The organism is Microbulbifer sp. (genome assembly GCF_051659245.1).
Lineage (GTDB): Bacteria > Pseudomonadota > Gammaproteobacteria > Pseudomonadales > Cellvibrionaceae > Microbulbifer.
This window is the reverse complement of the sequence record NZ_JBOFOC010000171.1, coordinates 1-21,677: the sequence shown is the minus strand read 5'-3', so window position 1 is coordinate 21,677 and position 21,677 is coordinate 1. Positions and strand designations below refer to the sequence as shown.

Annotated in this window: 9 protein-coding genes; 8 read left to right on the top strand and 1 reads right to left on the bottom strand. The window is 68.0% G+C overall.

Annotation, left to right across the window (positions count from 1 at the left end):
• The first annotated feature begins 155 nt into the window (after positions 1–155).
• The 8 genes from ACRC0P_RS16445 (at position 156) to ACRC0P_RS16410 (ending at position 20,534) form a co-directional block, all read left to right on the top strand.
• On the top strand, positions 156–9,368 hold the full coding sequence (locus ACRC0P_RS16445; protein ID WP_438632387.1) for an amino acid adenylation domain-containing protein: 9,213 nt from the start codon (positions 156–158) through the stop codon (positions 9,366–9,368).
• Positions 9,365–13,189 (top strand): non-ribosomal peptide synthetase, encoded by a 3,825-nt coding sequence (locus tag ACRC0P_RS16440; RefSeq protein WP_438632386.1) that lies wholly within the window; start codon positions 9,365–9,367, stop codon positions 13,187–13,189. The genes ACRC0P_RS16445 and ACRC0P_RS16440 overlap by 4 nt, the downstream gene beginning before the upstream one ends.
• A 152-nt stretch (positions 13,190–13,341) precedes the next feature.
• Positions 13,342–15,012 (top strand): cyclic peptide export ABC transporter, encoded by a 1,671-nt coding sequence (locus ACRC0P_RS16435; protein WP_438632385.1) that lies wholly within the window; start codon positions 13,342–13,344, stop codon positions 15,010–15,012.
• Between the two features lie 20 nt (positions 15,013–15,032).
• Positions 15,033–15,653: a nitroreductase family protein gene (locus ACRC0P_RS16430; protein ID WP_438632384.1), complete on the top strand. Its 621-nt coding sequence runs from the start codon at positions 15,033–15,035 to the stop codon at positions 15,651–15,653.
• A 151-nt stretch (positions 15,654–15,804) separates the two neighbouring features.
• Entirely contained in the window at positions 15,805–16,530 is a 726-nt protein-coding gene (locus ACRC0P_RS16425) for a hypothetical protein (protein WP_438632383.1), read from the top strand.
• 367 nt (positions 16,531–16,897) lie between these two features.
• Positions 16,898–17,302: an NUDIX hydrolase gene (locus ACRC0P_RS16420; RefSeq protein ID WP_438632382.1), complete on the top strand. Its 405-nt coding sequence runs from the start codon at positions 16,898–16,900 to the stop codon at positions 17,300–17,302.
• A 257-nt stretch (positions 17,303–17,559) separates the two neighbouring features.
• A complete protein-coding gene (locus ACRC0P_RS16415; protein WP_438632381.1) occupies positions 17,560–19,542 on the top strand; it encodes an aminotransferase class I/II-fold pyridoxal phosphate-dependent enzyme in 1,983 nt (660 codons plus the stop codon).
• A 215-nt stretch (positions 19,543–19,757) separates the two neighbouring features.
• On the top strand, positions 19,758–20,534 hold the full coding sequence (locus ACRC0P_RS16410; protein WP_438632380.1) for an ATP-binding protein: 777 nt from the start codon (positions 19,758–19,760) through the stop codon (positions 20,532–20,534).
• Positions 20,535–20,681: 147 nt separating this feature from the next.
• Here the strand turns inward: ACRC0P_RS16410 and ACRC0P_RS16405 are convergent, their stop codons facing one another.
• Complete coding sequence (locus ACRC0P_RS16405) at positions 20,682–21,473, bottom strand: ThuA domain-containing protein (RefSeq protein WP_438632379.1); 792 nt, start codon at positions 21,471–21,473, stop codon at positions 20,682–20,684.
• Positions 21,474–21,677 lie beyond the last annotated feature (204 nt).

Genomic DNA, 21,677 nt, shown 5'->3' with positions numbered 1-21,677 from the left:
GTTTCCGATTCCTCCCTGTAGGAGCGGGGGGGTGGCCATCCGCCCATGCCCGCGATCGAGGGCGAGGCAAACACCGATCGCGGGCATGGCCCGCTCCTACAGGAAATATCCGGACCCTGAAAAGACTTAAACAGCTTATTAGTTAAGAGACAGAGATGAATCGACCCGACCCAATGGATATCGCCCGCCGCCTGGCGGCGCTGCCGGCGGAAAAGCGGCGCGAGTTCCGCGCCCGCCTGGCCGCCCAGGGCATAGACGCCTGGCGGCTGCCCATCGCCACCCAGCCCGCCGTGGAGCCGGGGCGCTACCCGCTGTCCCAGGCCCAGCGCCGCTTCCTGGCCGCCGAGGCGCTGAGCGGGCGCGCCCTCTACAACCTCTGCTCGGTGCTGCGCTTCCGCGGCGAACTGGATCTGGCCGCCCTGGAGCGGGCCGCCGCGCAGGTAATCCGGCGCCACGAGATACTGCGCACCCGCTATATCGCCGGCGGAGACGGCGAAGCCCGGCAGGAGGTGTTGCCCGAATGGGCGCCGGCGCTGGCGGCGCAACCGGCGTCGATGGACGGCGGCGACAGTACCGCCTGGTGTCGGGCCGAGTACCGGCGGCAACTGGCGGAGCGCTTCGACCTGGAGCGGGAGCCACCCCTGCGCATCCGTCTGTTCCACACCGGCGACGGCGAGCACTGGCTGTTCTTCACTATCCACCATATCGCCTTCGACGCCTGGTCCGCCCAGCAGCTCAACCGGGAAGTGGCCGAGTGCTACCGGGCGGAGCTGGCCGGCGAGCCGCCCCGGCTGGAGGAGTTGCCGGTGCAGTACCGGGACTACGCCCTCTGGCAGCGGGAGTGGATGGACAGCGACGACTACCGGTCCCAGTGCGAGCACTGGCGCGGGGCCCTGAGCGATGCCCCGGAGGTCCTCAACCTGCCCCTGGACAGGCCGCGCCCCCCAGTCGCCGACCGGCGCTTCAGCGGCGGCAACCTGAGCCGACCGCTGGACCCGGCACTGAGCGAGCGCATCCGCCGGGCCGCCAAGGACGTCGGCGCCACCCTGTACATCTACGGCCAGACCGCCTTCGCCTGGCTGTTGGCCGGCTACACCGGCGACCGCGAACTCTGCCTGGGCACTTCCATCGCCAATCGCGAGCGCCCGGAACTGGCGCCGCTGATCGGCCCGCTGCTCAATACCCTGGTGCTGCGCCACGACCTGGATGGCGATCCGGACTTCGCCGAATCCCTGAAACGCACCCGCCAGGTCACCGCGGCCGCCTTCGATCACCCGGATGTCCCCTTCGAACAACTGCCCGCCCTGATCGGCCGCGCCGCCGGCGGCGACACCGAGCCCCTGTTCCGGGCCATGTTCGTGCAGCTGAGCCTGCCGGAGAGCCGCAGTTTCCAGCTGCCCGGCGCGGAAGTGGAGATCGTGGAGCCGGAGCAGCAGCACGTGCGCTTCGATCTCACCCTGCGTCTGGTGGAACTGGCGGACGGTTGCCTGCGCCTGGACCTGGAGTACAGCGACGAACTGTTCGAGCGAAGCACCGCCGGGCAGATGCTCTCGCACCTGCAGCAAGTCTTCGAACAGGTCCTCGACAACCCCGGCCTGCGCCTGTCCCAACTGCGCTGGACCGACGCCGTCAGCGATCTGGCCGCGCCCGCGCTGGCGGAATCCCCGCAGCCCCTCGACCGCCGGGTGGAGGAACTGGCCCGGCGGCAGCCGGACGCCTGCGCCCTGGTGTCCCCGGACGGCCGCTACAGCTACCGGCAACTGGCCGGGGCGGCCGCCGCGCTGGCGCGGCGGATGCGAAGCAAAGGCGTGGGGGAGGGCGACCGGGTGGCCCTGTGTCTGCGGCGCACCCCGCTGCAGATCGCCGCCACCCTGGCCTGCTGGCGCCTGGGCGCGGTGGCGGTGTTCCTGGACCCGGCGCAGCCGGCCGGGCGATTGCAACAACTGCTGGAGGACAGCGACTGCGCTCTGGTGGTGCAGGCCACGCCGGACCTGCAACTGCGGGGCCCGGTGCTGGTGCTGGACCGCTGGCCCAAAGGCGAACCCGACGAGGAGGACAGCCGCAGCCGCGCCGAAGCCCCTGCCTACCTGCTCTACACCTCGGGCTCCACCGGCCGACCTAAAGGGGTGCTGGCGAGCCACGGCGGACTCGCCCACTACGCCGCCGCCATCTCCGAGCGGCTGCAACTGCCCGCGGCCGCCCGCCAGGGCACCCTGGCCACGGTGGCCGCGGACCTGGGGCTGACCTCGGTGGTCGGTGCCTTGTACAGCGGCGGCACCCTGGTGCTGCCGGACCCGGATTGGGCCTTCGACCCGCCGGCGCTGGCGGACTACCTGGCCCGCGAGCCCCTGGATTGCCTCAAGATAGCGCCCTCCCATTTAAAGGGGCTGCTGGCGGTGGCGGAGCCGCGGCGGCTGCTGCCCCGGCACACCCTGGTGCTCGGCGGCGAGGGCCTGGAGGCGGCGCTGGTAAAGCAGTTGCGGGCCCTGGCGCCCCAGCTGCGCATCGTCAATCACTACGGCCCCTCCGAGGCCACGGTGGGAGTCTGTTGCCAGCCGGTCGACCCGGCTGCAGAGTGCGCCGGACCCTACCTGCCCCTGGGCATCCCACTGCCCGGCTGCCGCCTGCTGGTGCTGGACCGCGATGGCAAGCCGGTCCCACGGGGCGCCGCCGGTGAATTGCATATCCGGGGTCCGCAACTGGCGCTGGGCTACTGGCGCCAGCCCGAACTCACCGCCGCCGCCTTCCCGCCGGCGGCGGACGGCGAGCGCGGCTACCGCACCGGCGACCGGGTGCGGGTCAACAGGCGCGGCGGGCTGGAATTCCTCGGGCGCCTGGACGACCAGGTCAAGATCCGCGGCTACCGGGTCGAGCCCGGGGAGGCGGCGCGCTGGCTGGGTGAACAGCCGGAAGTGGCTGCCGCCGCGGTGCTGGCTCCGGAGCTGGAACACGGCCGTCAACTGGTGGCCTACCTGGAGTCGAAAACGGGCGTTTTCGATCTGGAAGCGCTGCAGGCGCGCATGCGCGCGCAGTTGCCCGACTATCTGGTACCCGCCCACTGGATGCCGCTGGAGCGCCTGCCCCTGAACGCCAACGGCAAACTGGACCGGCGCGCGCTGCCCCTGCCGCAAACCGCTCAGCCCCGGGAGAACAGACAGGAGCGCCCGCTGAGCCGAATCGAGGCGCAACTGGCGGATATCTGGTGCCAACTGCTGCCGGTGGAGCGGCTGGGACCGGACGACGACTTCTTCCTGCTCGGCGGCGACTCCATCCTCAGCCTGCGCCTGATCGCCCTGGCGGCCCGCACCGGGCTGCGTCTGACCCCGCGCCAGGTGGCCGCCGATGGCCGCCTGCGGGCGATGGCTGAGGCGGTGGAGTTGGGCGGCAACCCGTGTCTGCGCCAGCTGCGCGACCTTTTCTGCGAGTTATTGAGGCGGCCTGAATTGAGCGTCGACGATGACTTCTACAAAGCCGGCGGCGACTCCATTCTCGGTCTGCAACTGGTCGCCCGCGCCCGCGAACTGGATATAGAACTGACCCCGCGGCTGCTGCAGGCACACCCGACACCGAGGGCGCTGGCTGCGGTGCTGCGTCCGGTTGAGCCGAGCGATGAACTCGATGCGAAGGGCCCGGCGCCGGAGGCTGTTTGCGGGACAGTGACTGGAGCCAGCGGGTCCGCCACTATCTCGTCTATCCCCCGCGTCGATCGCAGACAGCCCCAACCACTGCCCCCAGCCCAACGGCGCCTCTGGTTCCTGCAACAACTGGAGCCGGAGAGCGCCGCCTACAACGTCTGCCAACTGCTGGCGATCCGCGGCGCCCTGGATACACAGGCCCTGCGCCGCGCCTTCGGCCAACTGGTGGAGCGCCACGAGTCCCTGCGCTGTCGCTTCTTCGAGGAGGGCGGCCAGGTGTGGCAGCGGGTGGCGGAGCAGGCTCAGTTCTCCTTCCGCGACCACTCCGCGGAGAAGGTGGACTGGCGCGAGGCCGCGGCCCGGGCCGCAGCCCGGCCCTTCGACCTGGAGCGGGGCCCGCTGCTAGCGGTGGACTTGTTCCAGCCGGCCGAAGACGACTACCGGTTGCTGGTCAACGTGCACCATATCGCGGTGGACGGCTGGTCCATGGGGCTGCTGGTGCGGGACTTCGCCGAGGCCTACCGCGCCGCCAGCGAAGGGCGGGAGGCCGCTTTCCCCGAGCGGGAACTGGAATTCCTCGACCTGGCGGTACGGCAGTACCGAGACCTGGATGAGCGGGGGACCGGATCGCCGCTGGACTACTGGCGGGCGCGGCTCGACGGCACCTGCTTCGACCTGTCCCTGCCCCTGGACAAGCCCCGGCCGGCGCGCTGGGAGGCCGCGGGCCGGCGGCTGGAAAGAACTCTGCCGCCGGAGCGGGTGCGGGAGGTGGACGCCCTGGCGCGAAGCCTGGGGGTGTCCCCCTTCACCGTCTGCCTGGTGGCCTGTCAGCTGCTGTTGTGGCGCTACAGCGGCCAGACGGATTTCACGCTCGGGGTGCCGGTGGCGGGGCGGGACGATCCCCGCAGCCAGGATGTAGTGGGACCGTTTCTCAACACCCTGGTGCACCGCTGCCGGCTGCGCCCCGGCCAGCTCCTGGGCGATTACCTGCGGGAAGTGGGACAGCGGCACCGCGAGGACCTGGAACACCAGGGGCTGCCCTTCGAGCAGTTGGTGGAATCCCTGGAAGTGGAGCGGGATCTTTCCCGGTCGCCCCTGTTTCAGGCGGCCTTCAACTACCAGGTGGACCACCGCGGCGAGCGGCGTATCCGACTGCCCGGGCTCACGGTGGAGCCGCTGGCACCGGAGCGGGTCAGCGCCAAGTTCGACCTGGCCTTCAATCTCTTCGAACAGCGCGGGGAGGGCGGTGAAGGGAGCACCGCATTGCTGCTTGAATACCCCACCGCCCTGTTCCGGGAGGAGACGGTGGCGCGGATGGCGGAGGACTATATCGAACTCCTCGGCCGCCTCGCCGCGGCCACCGCGTCGCCCCTGGCCGCCCTGGAACTGCCGTCCGCGGCGGCCCAGCCGGCGGCGGGAGAGACGACGCCGCAGAGTGAAATCGCGGACTTTGTGGCCCGCTTCGACGCCGCCGCCCGCCGCCACCCGGAGCGCACCGCGGTGATCAGCGGGGAGCGCCGGCTGAGCTATGGCGAACTGGCGCAGCGCGCCGATCAACTGGCCCACTGGCTGCTGGCCCGGGGCGTCGCCCCCGAGGCGCCGGTGGCTTTCTGCCTGCCGCGGGACGAGCGTTTGGCAATCTGCCTGCTGGGCATCCAGAAAGCCGGCGCCGCCTACCTGCCAATCGACCCGGCGCATCCGGCGGAGCGAAATGGATACATATTGGAGCAGGCGGCTCCGGCGTTGCTGCTGTGTGCGGATGAGTTTGTGGGGTTCTCGGGGAGTTGGGAAGGACTCGGAGAAAATCCCCCTCTCTCATCCATCCGCACCCTCACCTGGTCCGAACTCGAGGCTCAATTGCCTCCTGTAGGAGCGGCCCATGGCCGCGATCCTAACCCGCCGGTACCCACGGTAGTCCTGTCAGAACTGGAGGCGGAACAATCCTACCCTGTAGGAGCGGCGGGGCGGCCATCCGCCGCTGGCCGCGATCCGACTCCCGATCAACTGGCCTACACCCTCTACACCTCCGGCTCCACCGGTCGCCCCAAAGGCGTACAGATATCCCGCGGCAATTTCGCCAACTTCCTGCTGGCGATGGAGCGGGCGCTGCCGCTGGAGGGGGTGGAGCGCTTCCTGGCGCTCACCACCATCACCTTCGATATCGCCGGTCTGGAATTCTGCCTGCCCCTGGCCCGCGGCGGCACCGCGGTGATCGCGGGCGACGACCAACGCCGGGATCCGGCGGCGCTGCTGGCGCTGATCCGCGAAAGCAACGTGCAACTGGTGCAGGCCACGCCGGCCACCTGGAGCCTGCTGCTGGAAGAGAGCGTGGAAGCCCTTTCCGGTGTGGTCGCCCTCGCCGGCGGCGAGGCGCTGCCGGCGGATATGGCCGCACGCCTGGCCCGGGCGGCGCGGGCGGCGTTCAACGTCTACGGCCCCACCGAGACCACCGTCTGGTCCACCTGCTGCCCGGTGACGGAAAAACAGAAGACTGCGGTGCCCATCGGACGCCCGCTGCTCAACAACCGCTGCCATGTGCTGGACGCCCAGCTCAATCCGGTGCCGCCGGGCGTGGCGGGCGAACTGTATATCGCCGGTCTCGGTCTGGCCCGGGGCTATGCCGGCTGCCCGGGGCTGACCGCGGAGCGCTTCCTGCCGGACCCCTTCGCCGGCGACGGCGGCCGCCTCTACCGCACCGGCGATCGCGCCCGCTGGCTGCCGGACGGCCGCCTGGAGTACCTGGGGCGCACCGACAGCCAGGTCAAGGTGCGCGGCTTCCGGGTGGAACTGGGGGAGATAGAGATCGCCCTGCGACGGCACCCGGCAGTGCGCCAGGCGGCGGTGGCGCTGCGGTCCGGCGAACTGGCCGCCTACTGGGTGAACCGCGACGGTTGCCACGTCGATGCCGGGACCCTGCGCGCGCACCTGGCGACCCATCTGCCCGAGTATATGCTGCCCACCCGTTATCGGACGCTGGAGGCCCTGCCTCTGAACAGCAATGGCAAGGTGGACCGGGCCGCGCTCCCGGAGACGGGCGACGAAATCACAGGCCGCGTCGCCGCGGGGCCGCTTACCGCGGACCAGCAACTGCTCGCGGAGATCTGGCGCGAGGTGCTGGGCGTGGCTGAACCGGGCGCGGACGACAACTTCTTCCACCTGGGCGGCCATTCCCTCAGCGCCGCCCAGGTCCGCTCGCGCCTGCGCGCCCGGGGGCTGGAGCTGCCCCTGAAGACCTTTTTCGAGCGGCCGGTACTGGCCTGCCAGGCGGAGGCATTGGCCTCCGCGGGGCAGGGGAGCGGCGCAATAGCCCCGGTACCGCGGGACGGGGATATGCCCCTGTCCGATGCCCAGCGCCGGCTGTGGTTTATGCAGCAACTGGACCCGGCGGACACCAGCTTCAATATGGCCTTCGCGGTGGAATTGCGCGGGCCCGTTGACGGCCGCGCGCTGCGCAGCGCACAGGAACAGGTCAGCGCCCGCCACGAAATCCTGCGCACCACCTACCACTCCGCGGACGGCGAGCCGGTGCAGCGCATACACGACGCCCTGCCGGTGGACTTCGCCGAAATCGAGCTGCCCGCCGGGGAGGGCGGGGCCGGGCTGGAGCGCCGGCTGGCGCAGGAGGCCTGCCGCCCCTTCGACCTGGAGCGGGAGGCGCCGTTGCGGGTGAGGCTCTACCGGCGCGGGGAGCGGGATTTCGTGTGCCAGTTCGTGCAACACCATATCGCCTCGGACGCCTGGTCCACCGCACTGCTGCTGGACGAGGTGATCGCCTGCTACGGCGGCGAGGCACTGCTGCCCTTACCGGTGCAGTACGCCGACTACGCCGCCTGGCAGCAGTCGGAGGCGCGCCGGGCGCAGTGCGGGGAGGGATTGTCCTTCTGGGGCCGGACCCTCGCCGGTATGCCGCCGCAACTGGCGCTGCCATTCGACTTCCCGCGGCCGGAGCGGGACGACGGCCGCGGCGACGGGGTGGACTTTCAACTATGTGGCGCCGAGTGGCGGGCCCTGCGGGACTTCGCCCGCGAGCGGCAGGTCTCCCTGTTTATGCTGCTGCTGGCGGCCCTCGGCCTGGTGCTGCACCGGGAGACCCGCAGCCGCGACCTGGTGATCGGCACCGACGTGGCCAACCGGGAACCGGCGGAGACCGAGTCCCTGATCGGCTTCTTCGTCAACTTGATAGCGCTGCGGTTGAAGCCGCGGCCGGACGCCGGTTTTGCCGGTTACCTGGAGGAAGTGCGCCAGGTGTGCCTGGACGCCTTCGCCCACCAGCAGGTGCCTTTCGATCGGGTGGTGGAGGCCGTGGGCCTGCCGCGCCAGCGCAACACCCACCCGTTGCTGCAGGCGCTGCTGGTAATGCAGAACACCCCCCGCCAGCGGCGGGAATTGCCGGGTATCGAGGTGACCCCGCGGCCCGGCGCCCAGCACCACTCCAAATTCGACATGGCGCTTTTCGCCAGCGAGACGGAGGAGGCGCTGCAGATGCGCTGGGTCTACCGCCCCAGCCTGTTCCGGCGCCAGACCATCGAGCGCCTGCGCGACCGCTTGTGCGGGTTGCTGAGCCAGGTCCTGGCCGCGCCGGATACTCCCCTGAGCGAATTCGATCTGCACCCCGGAGGTGAGGAGAGCATGACTTCATCCGCGCAGAAGCAGCGCAAACTGTCAAAGCTGGGCAAACTCCGGCGCCGGCCCGCGGCGCCGCCGGCACCGGTAAGCAGCCGCTCGCTGCGGGAGGGGCAGGCCTTCCCGCTGCTGGTGGAGAGCCGCGACCCGGACCTGGACCCGGCCGCCTGGGCCGCCGCCAACCGGGAGCGGGTGGAGCAGTGGCTGGGGCATTGCGGCGGCCTGCTGTTCCGCGGCTTCCGCCTGCCCACGCCGGTGGATTTCGAGGGCTTCTGCCGGGCGCTCTACCCGGATCTGTATGGCCGGTACGGCGACCTGCCCAAGAAGGAGGTGGGGGAGAGGATCTACCGCTCCACTCCCTATCCCGCGGACCGCATGATCCTGTTCCACAACGAGAGCGCCCACCAACACCGCTGGCCGCGGCGTCAATGGTTCTATTGCGAACTTCCGGCTCCAGTGGGCGGCGCCACCCCGATCGTCGACTGCCGCCAGCTGTACCGGGCGCTGCCCGGCTGGCTGCGCGACAAGCTGCAGCGCAAGCAGCTGCTGTACATCCGCAATTTCGACGGACGCATCGACGTGAGCTGGCAGCACTTCTTCAAAACCGACAGCCGGGAAGCGGTGGAGGCCATCTGCCGGGAGGGCGGCATTCAGTTTCGATGGGGTGAGGGGGGCAGTTTGCACACCCGCCAGCGGGGGCCGGCAGTGATCCGCCACCCGGTCACCGGCGAACTGAGCTTCTTCAACCAGATCCAGCTCTACCACCCGGCCTTTCTCGACGATGACGTGCGCGGGGAACTGCTCGCCGTCGGCGACGAGCAGCGGCTGCCGCGGCACGTCTGCTACGGCGACGGCGAGCCCCTGGAGCCGGAGGTGATCGCGCTGATCAGCGAGGTCTACGAGCGCTTCGCGGTGCGTTTCGACTGGCGCCGGGGAGACGTGGTGATGCTGGACAACATGCTCGCGGCCCACGCCCGGGACCCCTTCGAGGGAGAGCGGCGCATCGCGGTGGCCATGGGCGACCTCTACCGCCGCGACGAGGTGGAGGCGCCGCGGCCCGACGGGGAAGAAGCGCGGGAGCGGGAAATCGAGGAGGAGGTGCAATCGTGAATCTCGACACAGGCGGCGAACCCCTGTCGCCGCAACAGAAAGCCCTCGCCGATTCGGCGCCGGCCCTGCGCTGGGCCTGGCTCGACCTGGGGCAGGGAATAGACGCCGTTTCGGTGAAGCTTGCCCTGTGCCAACTGGTGGCCCGCCACGAGACCCTGCGCACCCGCTACCGCCAGCCGGAGGGCTGGAGCGGACTGCGCCAATTGGTGCTGGAACCGGGGGAACTGCGCCTGGACTGGCGCGCCGGCGGCGCGGAGGAGGGTGTGGAACCCCAGGTGTGGCGCTGCCGGGCGGAGGCGGCCGCCGCCGACAACCGGCCCGACCTGGTGGCCTGGCTCTACCGCGACCATCGCGGCGGCAGCCGCCTGCTGCTGGGACTGCCGGGCCTTTCCCTGGACGATGCCAGCCTGCTGCGACTGCGCGATGAACTGCTGGACGCCTGTGCGCGCGGCGCAGCGGATACCGGCGAGGCGCCGATGCAGTATCGGGAGTATGTCTCCTGGATACGCGAGCTGCAGCGGGAGGATAGCGAGACCGGCGAGGGCGCCCAGTTCTGGCGCAACCAGGGCCTGGACCGCCTGCCCGGCGGGCGCCTGCCGGAGGTCTATGGCTCCCCGGGCGGAGAACCGGGATTGGTGCAGTGTCCGTTTCCCGCCGAATTGCAGCGGCGGCTTGCGGACCTGTCTGGAGAGTGGGATTGCGCCGGGTCGGTGCCGCTGCTCGCGGTCTGGACCGCGCTGCTGGGCCGGCTCACCGGCCGCGACGGCCTGCAACTGGGCCACTGCCACGACTGCCGGGAGGACTACGACGAACTGGCCGGGAGCCTCGGGCTCTTCGAACAGCTGTTGCCGCTGGCCTGCCAACTGCCCGAACGGGTTGCACTGCGCGGCCTGGCCCGGGAGCTGTCGGCGCAACTGGCGGAACTGGCGGACTGGCAGGAGTACGCCACTCTGCCGGATCTGCTGCCCCTGTGGCAGCCCAGCCGCCAGGCGGGATTCCGCTGGCGCCGCCAGGCGCACTGGGGGGCGCTGCAGGCCGACATTGTCGATAGCGGTTGCGAGTTGCTGTTGCAGGCGGTCCGCACCGACAGCGGGGACGGGCAGTTGTCCCTGTGGTTCGATAGCGGGCTCTACCGGGAGGGGCAGATGCGCCGGCTGCTGGCGCGCCTGCTGCGGCTGCTGGAACTGGCGCTGGAGCGTCCGGACGCGCCCCTGATGGAACTGGACATCCTGCTCGACGACGAGGGCAGCGCGGCGCTGGAGCCCCGCGAGCCGATGGGCCGCGCCGCGGATATTGTCGATTGCTTCCGCGCCTCCGCCGCGGGCCATCCGCGGCGGGCTGCGCTGCGCTGCGGTTCGCGGGAGTACACATACCGCGAACTGGACGGGACCAGCGACCGGGTGGCCGCGGCCCTGCAGGCCGCCGGCGCCGGTCCGGAGCGGATTGTGGCCCTGTGCCTGCCACGGGGGCCGGAAGCGGTGATCGCCATGCTGGCGGCGCTCAAGGCGGGGGCCGCCTACCTGCCGCTGGACCCGCAACAGCCGGTCGCGCGCCTGCAGAAGATTCTCGAGGATGCACAGCCGGCGGTGTTGCTGGCGGAAGATAAGGACGACTGCCCGGCGGGACCCTGGAAAATACTGGACTGGCCCACCGCCGAAGGGGAGTCGGCTATGCTGCGCCCCGCGAGCCGGCTGCCCGAGCATCTCGCCTATGTGCTCTACACCTCCGGTTCCAGCGGCCGGCCCAAAGGGGTGCAGGTGGAGAACGCGCAACTGAATCACTACTGCGAGGCGGCGATTCAGGCCCTGGCGCTGCCCGCCGGCGGGCACTACGGCCTGGTGTCGTCCCTGGTGGCGGACCTGGGCAATACGGTGCTCTTCCCCGCCTGGGTCCGCGGCGGCTGCCTGCACCTGCTGGACAGGGCCGCGGCCACCGACGGCCGGACTTTCGCCGCCTACCAGGCGGAGTGGCCCCTGGACGTGCTGAAGATAGTGCCCTCGCACCTGGAGGCGCTGCTCGAGGGGCAGGACGCCGCCGCTCTGCTGCCGCGCCAGCGGCTGGTGCTGGGGGGCGAACCGGTGGGCGCGGCGCTGTTGCGACGGCTGGCGGACGCCGCTCCCGCCTGCCGTATCTTCAACCACTACGGGCCCACGGAGACCACCGTGGGGGTGCTCTGGTCCGAGGTGGACCCCGTCGGCGGCGACACCGCGCTGACTTCGGCGATCGGCGGCAACCGCATTCACCTGCTGGACGGCGCCGGGCGGCCGGTGCCGCGGGGGCAGGCGGGGGAACTCTGCGTCGGCGGCCCCGGAGTCACCCGCGGCTACCTCGGCAACCCCGAGGCCACCGCCGCGGCCTATACCGGAAATCCCTTCGGCGCCGGGCGTCTGTACCGCACCGGCGACCTGGCGCTGCAGGAGTCCGATGGCGCCATACGCATCCTCGGCCGCCGGGACAATCAGGTTAAACTGCGCGGCTTTCGCTTCGAGCTGGAGGAGGTGGAACGCGCCCTGCGCGCGGCCGCCGGAACGGACAGGGCGGCGGCGCTGGTGGACGGGGAGGGCGACCGCGCGCAACTGGTGGCGCTGTTGGCGGCGCCGCCGGACGACGGTTTCGCCGAACGGCTGCGCTCCGCCCTGGCGCGGCAGCTGCCGGACTATATGATTCCGGCCCGTATCCTGCCGGTGGACACACTGCCCCTGGGGGACAACGGCAAGATCGACCGCGGGGCCCTGGCGGGGTTGGTGCGGCGGGCCGGCAGCCGCACCCCGGTTCCCCCGGAAGGAGAGCTGGAGCGGACGATACTGGCGGTCTGGCGGGAACTGCTGGGCCGGGAGGATATCGGCGTCACCGACAATTTCTTCGATATCGGCGGCCATTCCCTGGCGGCGATCAAGGTAGTGGCGCGCCTGCGCGAGCGCCTGCAGCGGGCGCTGCCGACCACGCTGCTGTTCGACGCGCAAACGGTGCGCGCGCTGGCCGCGACTATTGTCGGCGACCCGGAGCCGCGGCGTTGGCAATGCTATGGCGAGGTGCCGGAGAGCCCGGCGGTAGTGGTGCTGCACGCCGTCTCCGGCCACCTGCTGCCCCTGCGCCCGCTGATCGACGCGCTGCGCGGTCGGGTGAGTCTCTACGGTCTGGCGGCGGACAGCGCGGTTCCGGACGAGAGTGATCCCGACTGCCTGGAGCGGCTGCTGGAGGGCTATATGGCGGCGGTACCGGAGTCCCTGCGGGATACCCCGCTGGTGCTGGTGGGCTGGAGCCTGGCGGCGCGCCTCGCGCTGCTGCTGAGCGGAAAACTGCAGGCGAGGGGGTTCCGGGTGCAGGGGCTGGCGCTGCTCGACTACGACCCCGGCAACACCCTGCAGGGGGCCGGCGACGAGGCGGGGCAACTGCTGGCGGACCTGGATCACTACTGCGAGACCCGGGGCATAGCGCTGCCGGACGGCTGCCGCCGGTCGCTGGCCGGGCAGATCGCCGGCTGCGACTACGCCGTCGGCGCGGAGTTGGCGCTGTCCCGCCCCGACCTGCTCGAGGCCCTGGGGGGCGGCGTGCCGGCGGACTGGATTCGCGAGCGGGTGGCGGCCCGCTGGGCGTTCAAGAAATTGATGTATGCTGCGCCGCTGCCCCGGGTGGACGTGCCGCTGTGGGTGTGGGCCTGCCGGGGCGGACCCTGCAATCCGGAGGCCTGGCAGCCCTACAGCCGCCGGCCGGTGTGGGGCGGGGTCCTGGAGTCGGACCACTTCTCCATCCCGGCCTCGGTGGAGCTGCATCGGCAGTTGCTGGAACGGTTGGCGGAAAGCCGGTCGACCGTTTCGTAGGATGGGCAAAGGAGCGCAGCGACGTGCCCATCGCCTGGGGCCTCGATGGGCACGCTGCGCTTTGCCCATCCTACAAGCTACAGCCGTAGGGTGGATAAGCGCAGCGCATCCACCGGGAACCGGCCACACGCCGGCAGAAGGGACAAGGAAATATGCAATCGATAACGACGTTACTGCACCCCGCGCGCTGGCAACTCCTGCTCGCAATACTGGCCAGCGCCCTGAGCGCGGCGGCGGGCATCGGACTGATCGCCTGGATCAACCGCACCCTGGAGAGCGGCATGGCCGACACAGGCGCAGCTCTCGGGCTGTTCGGGGGCCTGGTGGCGCTGGTGTTTGCCAGCGGTGTCTGCGCCCAGGTGCTGCTGGTGCGCCTGGGCCAGGGGCTGGTGTACCGGCTGCGCCTGCAACTGGTGGCGCGGGTGCTGGGCACCCCGCTGGAACGGCTCGAATCCCTGGGCGCGCCCCGGGTCTACAACGCCCTCACCCGGGATATCACCGTGGTCGCCGCCGCCTTCAAGCAATTGCCCATCGCCGTCTACAACGGCCTGCTGCTGATCGCGGGCATGGCCTACCTGGCGTGGCTGGACCTGACCCTGTTCCTGGTCACCCAGGTAGTGATCGCCTTCGCGATTTGGGGCGATGTGCTGCTGGGCGGGCGGGTCAAACGCCTGATGCGCCGGGTGCGGCAACTGGACGACACCCTGTTCCAGCAATTCGAGGCCGCCGTTGAGGGGCGCAACGAACTGGGGCTGAGCCGGCCGCGGCGGCGCCACCTGTACCTGCAGCGGCTGCAGCCGGCGGCGGAAGAGGCGATGCGCGCCGCCACCCGCGCCGAGGCGCTCTGGGCGGTGAACCTCAACTGGACCACAGCGCTGGTATTCCTACTGCTGGGGGCGGTGTTCTTCGCCGGCACCGCCCTGGGTCTGGTGAGCCGGGAGGTATTGGTGGGCTATGTGCTGGCGACCATGTTCCTGCGCACGCCCATCGCCACCATCCTGGACGCGGTGCCCGCGGTGATCCGCGGCCGCGTCGCCCTGGGCGCGATCGACCGCCTTGAACTGGGGCGGGCGGAAGATTACTCCGGCTCCGACAGCAGCGAGCCGCTGCCCCCTTTCCAGGAATTGGCATTGGAGGGGGCCGGCTACCGCTATCCGGGCGGGGGTGGCGAGCCGGGCTTTCACCTGGGGCCCCTGGACCTGCGCATCCGGCGCGGCGAACTCATCTTCCTGGTGGGCGGCAACGGCAGCGGCAAGTCCACCCTGGGCAAGCTGCTCACCGGTCTCTACCTGCCCGGCGAGGGCAGTGTGGCCCTCAACGGTGTGCCCCTGGACGAGTCCAGCGCTCCGAACCATCGGGCCTATTTCGCCACCATCTTCCCCGACTTCTACCTGTTTGCCGACGTGCTGGACGGGCGGGAGCTGGACGGCGGGGTGGATGCGCGGGTGGAGCACTACCTGGAGCGTTTGGCGCTGGAAAGCAAGGTCCGCGTGCAGGCGGGGCGCCTGTCCACCACCGCCCTGTCCCAGGGGCAGCGCAAGCGGCTGGCGCTGCTGCTGCTGTATATGGAGGACCGCCCGGTGCTGCTGCTGGACGAGTGGGCGGCGGACCAGGACCCGGCGTTTCGCGAGGTGTTTTATCGCGAGCTGCTGCCGGAACTGAAAGCGGCCGGAAAGACGGTGATCGCCATCACCCACGACGACCGCTACTTCCACCTGGCGGACCGGGTCTACAAACTGGACAGCGGGCAACTGGTGCCCTGGACCACACAGGGTGAACAGCAACTGGAAATTCCGCGCAGCCGTGTGCCGGAGACGCGTTAAGAATAAATTTAAGGGAGTGTATGTCATCGAACGACGATAGCCGGGGGCGACCGGCGATGGATGCCATTGAGGCACTGCTTACCCGGCGTTCCTATGTGCGCAGCCTGCTGCGCCATCCGGTGCCGGGGGAAGAGGAACTGGAAACCATTTTGCAGGCGGCCATGTCGGCGCCGGACCACGGCAATCTCAAACCCTGGCGTTTTGTCTTGGTGCGCGGGCAGGGGATGCGGGATCTCTCCGAAGTGGTGCGGGAAATCTATTCATCCCGCGATATCAGCGACGCGGACCTGCGGGCCTTCGTCGAGGAAATTGCCGATACGCCGATGATGATTTTCGTCTGCGCCGAAGTGGTTTCCGGCCACCGGATACCGGTTCTGGAGCAGCAGATGTCCGCCGCTGCCGCCTGCCAGCAGATGTTGCTGGCGATTCACGCCCTGGGCTACGGGGCCATCTGGCACACGGTGGAACAGCATCCGCTGGTGTGGCGCCAACTGGGTCTGGCGGAGAAGGACAGCGTAGTGGGCGTACTATCGGTGGGCACTCCGGAGCGGGCCAAGACGCGCCCGCGCAAGCGCCGCTCTTTCGCCTCCGTGACCTGGGAATGGGAGGCCGCCGGCCTGCGTCCCTGGGACAGTGATTAGCGACCTGGCTGGTGATCAGCGGTCACTGATTACTGACAACCAGCCGCTTCTCGCTCCCGGCGTAAAGCCCTCTCCTGTGCAATACTTGGTGCAGCGATTGTCTCCGCGCACTGCAACTTTTTGCTGCGCGAGTTAATCAAGGAGGTTCGCCATGAAATTGAGCGAAACGTTGGCGCAGGGACGCTACCAATACAGCTGCGATGGACGCGAGATGCCGGTCCAGGACAGTTGGCAACTGGGACACGACAGGCTGGGCCGGCGCCTGCTGGTAAGCCGGCGGCTGGTGGGTGATGAGGGGTTCGGAATCGAGGTGCGCGCGCTGTTGAGCGCGGGCCTGGTGAGCGAGTGCCGTATCCACTGGCGCGACCAGGTGGATGAGGTGAGGGCTCACTACCGATTACTCTCTGCCGAGAAGGCGGCGCCGGAGATGGGCGACCCCATAGAGGCGCACTGGACAGGTCCCAACGGGCCCCAGCAGGGGCAACTGGAAGGCCGGGGGCGCTTGCTGTTCCCCCTGATGCGGATCTTTATGGGGCCGCTGCTGTTGAAACTGCGGCAATTCCGGGAAGGCTGCGAGGTGGTCATGCCGGATATTGTCGATCCCTCGCAGCGGGGCAAGCTGCTGGCGCCGCGGGTCAGCCACCGGAGTGCCAGGCCCATGGCCGGCGACGCCGCCACTCAGGGCGCCCAGGAACTGGGGCCGGAAGTGAGCGGTTACGTCTACCACGGCGACGAGGCGGAGCGCGATGCTCACTGCTATGTGGACGGTCGCGGCCTGCTGGTGGGCTACGACTGGCCCAGCAGCACCGGCCGCCTGTGGCAGGTTCGCCTGCGGGACCTGGAGTGGTCGCCGCAACTGGCGGGCATCGCGGCTTAACAGTCGTCGGATTTATCCCGGCCCGCGAGCGATACCGGCCTACACCTCCCTGTAGGAGCGGGCCATGCCCGCGATCGGGCTCAGATCGCGGGCATGGGCGGATGGCCGCCCCCCCGCTCCTACAGGGCGCCGGGTCTCTAACGCGGCAATTTCTCTTCTCTACCGTCGCCTGGAGTGGTGTTGTAGGGTGCGCCGCGCGCACCATTGACTTCCGCGGTGCGCACGGCGCACCCTACATGAATCCGGAGTGATTCGCGCGATAGCTCGGCACATCCTTGTGCCTCGGCCTTCGGCCTGGCGCTCACCCGCTTCGCGGGCGCCTTCGGCGTCCAAAATTGTTCCCGACAATTTTGTCCCGAGCCCGAAGATGAGTTTCGAAGACACCTATCGCCTAAGCGCCCACGCCGTAATCACCAACGAACTGGGTGAAGTGCTCCAACTGCGCGCCACTTACGCGGACAAGAATTGGGGGCTGCCGGGCGGCGCGCTGGACCCCGGTGAGACAATCCACGAGGCGCTGCTGCGCGAGTGCCGCGAGGAACTGGGTCGCGCGGTGCGCATCGATTACCTGAGTGGTATCTATTACCACCGGGTCTACAACTCCCACGTGTTTATCTTTCGCGCCCACTTCAGCGACGAGGGCGCAATCGCGCTGTCCGACGAGCACTCGGAACTGCGCTACTTCCCGCTGTCGGCGCTGTCGCCGGTACAGCGGCAACGCGTGGAAGACTGCCTCCGGTTCGACGGCCGGGTGAGAAGCGCAAAGTTCTAATTTAACCGCTTCCGGCGACAGCGGATTTGGTTTTTTCCCTACCATTTGGCAAATATCGCTAAATACTATCCGGCTGAGGCATTCCCCGTCCGGCTCCTTTAGTATTTGCCCCCCGGCTTTGCGCCTGAGCGCATGGGTTTGCTCGCACCTGGATATTAAAAACCAAATAAAATCAAAGAGTTAAATTGATTAGACAGCAGTTCCGGGAAATATCCGGGCTATGCTGATGGATAAGAATTATGGGTTTGGAACTGACAATGCCTGATCTGGGCAACCTGAGTGAGCGCCGCCAGCCACTGGAGTGCCGTGTGGCCCTGGTGAGCGCTGACCGGAAGCTCGCCGGTGACTGGGTCGATGCCCTCAACGCCACCGCCGCGCAGCACGAAAATCCCTACGGCCTGTATTTCGAGGCCACCGGGGTCGGTGCGGTGGAAAAACTGTTGCTCGAAGAGGACAACCTGCAGGCGCTGATCGTGGACGGCGGCAGCAGCCCCGACCAGTTGGCCGCCGCGGAGGAACTGGTGGACCGGCTGCACGCCCTGCGCGCCCAGTTGAACGTCTTCCTGGTAGCCCAGGCTTCCTCTGCGGACGCCCAGGGCTGCACCATTTCCGTCTCCGTGCGCCAGCGTTTCGATGAACTCTTCGACCGCCGCGAGGGCAATTTCAACCAGATGTTCCGGTTGGTGCAGGCGTTTATCGCCCGCCGCGCCTCCACCCCCTTCGCCGACACCCTGAAGGAATACGTGTTTTCCGCCCGCGACGCCTGGCACACCCCCGGCCACTCCGGCGGCGACAGCCTGCGCAACAGCCCCTGGGTGGGGGATTTCTACCGCTTTATGGGCGAGCATGTGTTCAACACCGACCTGTCGGTGTCGGTGCAGGTGCTCGACAGCCTGCTGGAGCCCCACTCGGTCATCCAGGAGGCCCAGGACCTGGCGGCGCAAACCTTCGGCGCGCGCCACACTTTCTTCCTCACCAACGGCACCTCCACCGCCAACAAGGTGGTAATCCAGCAGATCCTCGGCGGCGGCGGCAAGATCATCGTCGACCAGGCCTGCCACAAGTCCGTACACCACGCGATAGTGATGAACCGCTGCGAGCCGGTGTATCTCAAATCGGTCCTGCACCCGGAATTCGGCATCTACGGCCCGGTGAAACGCGAGGATATCGAGCAGGCCGTGGACGAGCACGGCGACGCGCGCCTGCTGGTGATCACTTCCTGCACCTACGACGGTCTGCGTTATGACCTCAAGCCGATTATCGACTACGCCCACGAGCGCGGCGTCAAGGTGCTGGTGGACGAGGCCTGGTACGCCCACGGCTACTTCCATCCGGAACTGCGCCCCACCGCCCTGGAGTGCGGCGCCGACTACGTGACCCAGAGCACCCACAAGATGCTCTCGGCCTTTTCCCAGGCAAGCATGATCCACGTGCAGGACCCGGATTTCGACGAGTTCCGCTTCCGTGAAAACCTCAATATGCACGCCTCCACCAGCCCGCAGTACGCGATGATCGCCAGCCTCGATGTGGCGCGCAAACAGATGGCCATGGAGGGCTACGCCTGCCTGAAGCGCTGCCTGCAGATGGTGGAGACCCTGCGCCGGGAAGTGGACGCCACCGGCGTCTTCCGCGCGCTCACCCGCGAGGACCTGATCCCCGAGCCGCTGGCCGGGGACAATATCCGCCTGGACCCCACCAAGGTCACCATCGATATCTCCGCGAGCGGCTATTCCGGCAAGGAGATGCAGATCAAACTGTTCGACCAGTACGGTATCCAGGTAGAAAAGACCACCTACAACACCGTGAGCGTGCTGGTGACCCTGGGCAGTACCGAGAGCAAACTGCTGCGGCTGATCCACGCGTTCAAGCAGCTGGCGCGCCACCCCCGCAAACGCCCCCAGGCCGGTACACCGCGGCGCCTGCCGGAGTTCACCCGCCTCACCTGCCTGCCGGCGGATGCCTACTTCGCCGACACCGAGGAACTGCCGCTGATGGACAACGGGGTGACGGCCACGAAAAACCTGATCGGCCGCACCAGCGCCGATGAAATCGTGCCCTATCCACCGGGCATCCCGGTACTGGTCCCCGGCCAGGAGATCTCCGCACAGATAGTGCAGTTCCTCCAGCAACTGCTGCAGGGCCAGACCGCCACCGAGATTCACGGCCTGATCTACCGCTCCGACGAGCCCATGTTGCGGGTGGTGAAAGAAGACGGTAAAAAGTCCCCGAACAAAAAATAATTTTTGACCCGAATGGTACTAAGTTAAGCGGAATCCCCCTGTAGGAGCCTGCTTGCAGGCGAATTGAGGTGGCGGCAAGGCACCGGGAATGTTCGCCTGCAAGCAGGCTCCTACAGCGCAATCCTCAGGAACAGAAGCAACTCGAGGCTTAACTTAGTGCCATTGATTTTTGACCCCGCCGCTCCTACAGTGAGAGACAAAACACCCCACAAACCATGCAAACACTGGACTGGAAGAACACCCCCGCCGCCATCTGGCGCGCCAAGCACGCCCGCCTGAAACCGGTGCGCCGCCTGGACCCCATACGCCTGGAACAATTGGTGGGCATCGAGCACCAGAAGCAGCAGCTGCTGGAAAACACCGAAAAATTCCTCCGCGGCGAACCCGCGAACCACACATTGCTGTGGGGTGCGCGTGGCACCGGTAAATCCAGCCTGGTCAAGGCGCTGCTCCATGAATTCGGCACCGCCGGCCTGCGCTGTGTGGAGGTGAATCTGCCGGACCTGGACGACCTGCCGGAAATCGTCGACCTGCTGGATACGGATTCCGCGCGGGACTACAAATTTATTCTTTTCTGCGACGACCTTTCCTTCGAGCAGGGGGACCTGCGCTACAAGCACCTGAAGACGATTCTCGCCGGCTCGCTGGAACTGCCGCCGGACAATATCCTGCTCTACGCCACCTCCAACCGCCGCCACCTGCTGCCGGAGGATACGCGGGACAACGAACAGACCCGCGTGGTGGGCAATGAACTACACCACGGCGACAGTGTCGAGGAGACGCTGTCCCTGGCCGACCGCTTCGGTCTCTGGCTCAGCTTTTACCCGGCGGACTGGAAAACCTACCTGGAAATTGTCGATCGCTATTTTTCCGATTACCGGGGCGATCGCGAGGAGCTGCACCGCGCCGCCAAGCAGTTTGCGATGTTGAGGGCCAATCACAGTGGGCGCACGGCGGAGCAGTTTTATTTCAGTTACGGACAACCGGGCTGATGTGGGCGAGTTCTGCCGGGGCACGGCATGAAGCCGTGTCCCTTCAGGAGCGGCCGCAGGCTGCTGCGGCCCGCTTGCGGAGCTGGAACTTTCAGCGCTCCGAGGTCAACCGCTCCGCGGTCCCGGGAAGGCGCTCACTGCTACGGTTCAGTCTTGGATGGGACCTTGCCCGCCCATTTCTCCTATCGCGTACTGAATCCCGCCCAGAATATGCCGCATAAACAGCGGATCCCGATAGCTCTCTTTCGTGTGTCCGCCGGCGGTGTAGAAAGCGCGGCCGCCATCGTACTCGTGGTACCAGGCAATCGGGTGCTGCTCGCCGTTCTCCCCGCCCTCGTAGGTGGATTCGTCCAGGTTCATCAGCACCCGGATATCCGGGTTGATGGATCTGAAGTTGTACCACTCGTCGAAGCGCCGCCAGCGGTTGCCGTCCAGTTCCGCCTGTAAAAAACTGGTAGCCGGGTGCTCGAAGTCGACGACCACTTTTTCCGCCTCCTGCTGTTGCGGATGGCTGGCAAAGTAAGCACCCACCAGTTTGTTGTACCAGGGCCAGCCGTACTCCGTATCCGCAGCGGAGTGAATGCCGACAAAGCCACCGCCGGAGCGGATATAGCGTTCGAAGGCGCCGCGCTGCCGGGTGTTGAAGAGTTTGCCGGTGGTACTCAGAAAGACCACCGCGTCGTAGCTGTCCAGTGTCTCGCTGTTGAAGAGACTGGCATTCTCTGAAATATCCACGGCGAAGCCCTCCCGCAGCCCGAGTTCCAGCATGGCCCGCTTGCCGTCGATGATGGAGTCGTGGCGCCAGCCTTCGGTTTTGGAGAAGACCAGGATCCGTGGTTTATCCGCGTCCTCGACAGCCGGCACGATTGATGGCAGCAGCAGGGCACCGGCGGTGAGGGCGGCTGCAATCAAACCACGTCTTTTATTGTTATTGGACATCCCGGTTCCTCGATGGATTCAATTGTGTCTAGTGTCCTGTATGGTACTAAATAGTGACACCAGCGGGCCGCTAAGCGGCCAGATGCAAGGCGCACTTGCGCCGGCGTAGTCATTCTACGTCAAGCAAGTGCAACGCCGCAGATGGCTGCTTAGCGGCCCGCCCGAAGGGAGCCCCCCCTCTTCACCAATCGAGAGGGCCCACAG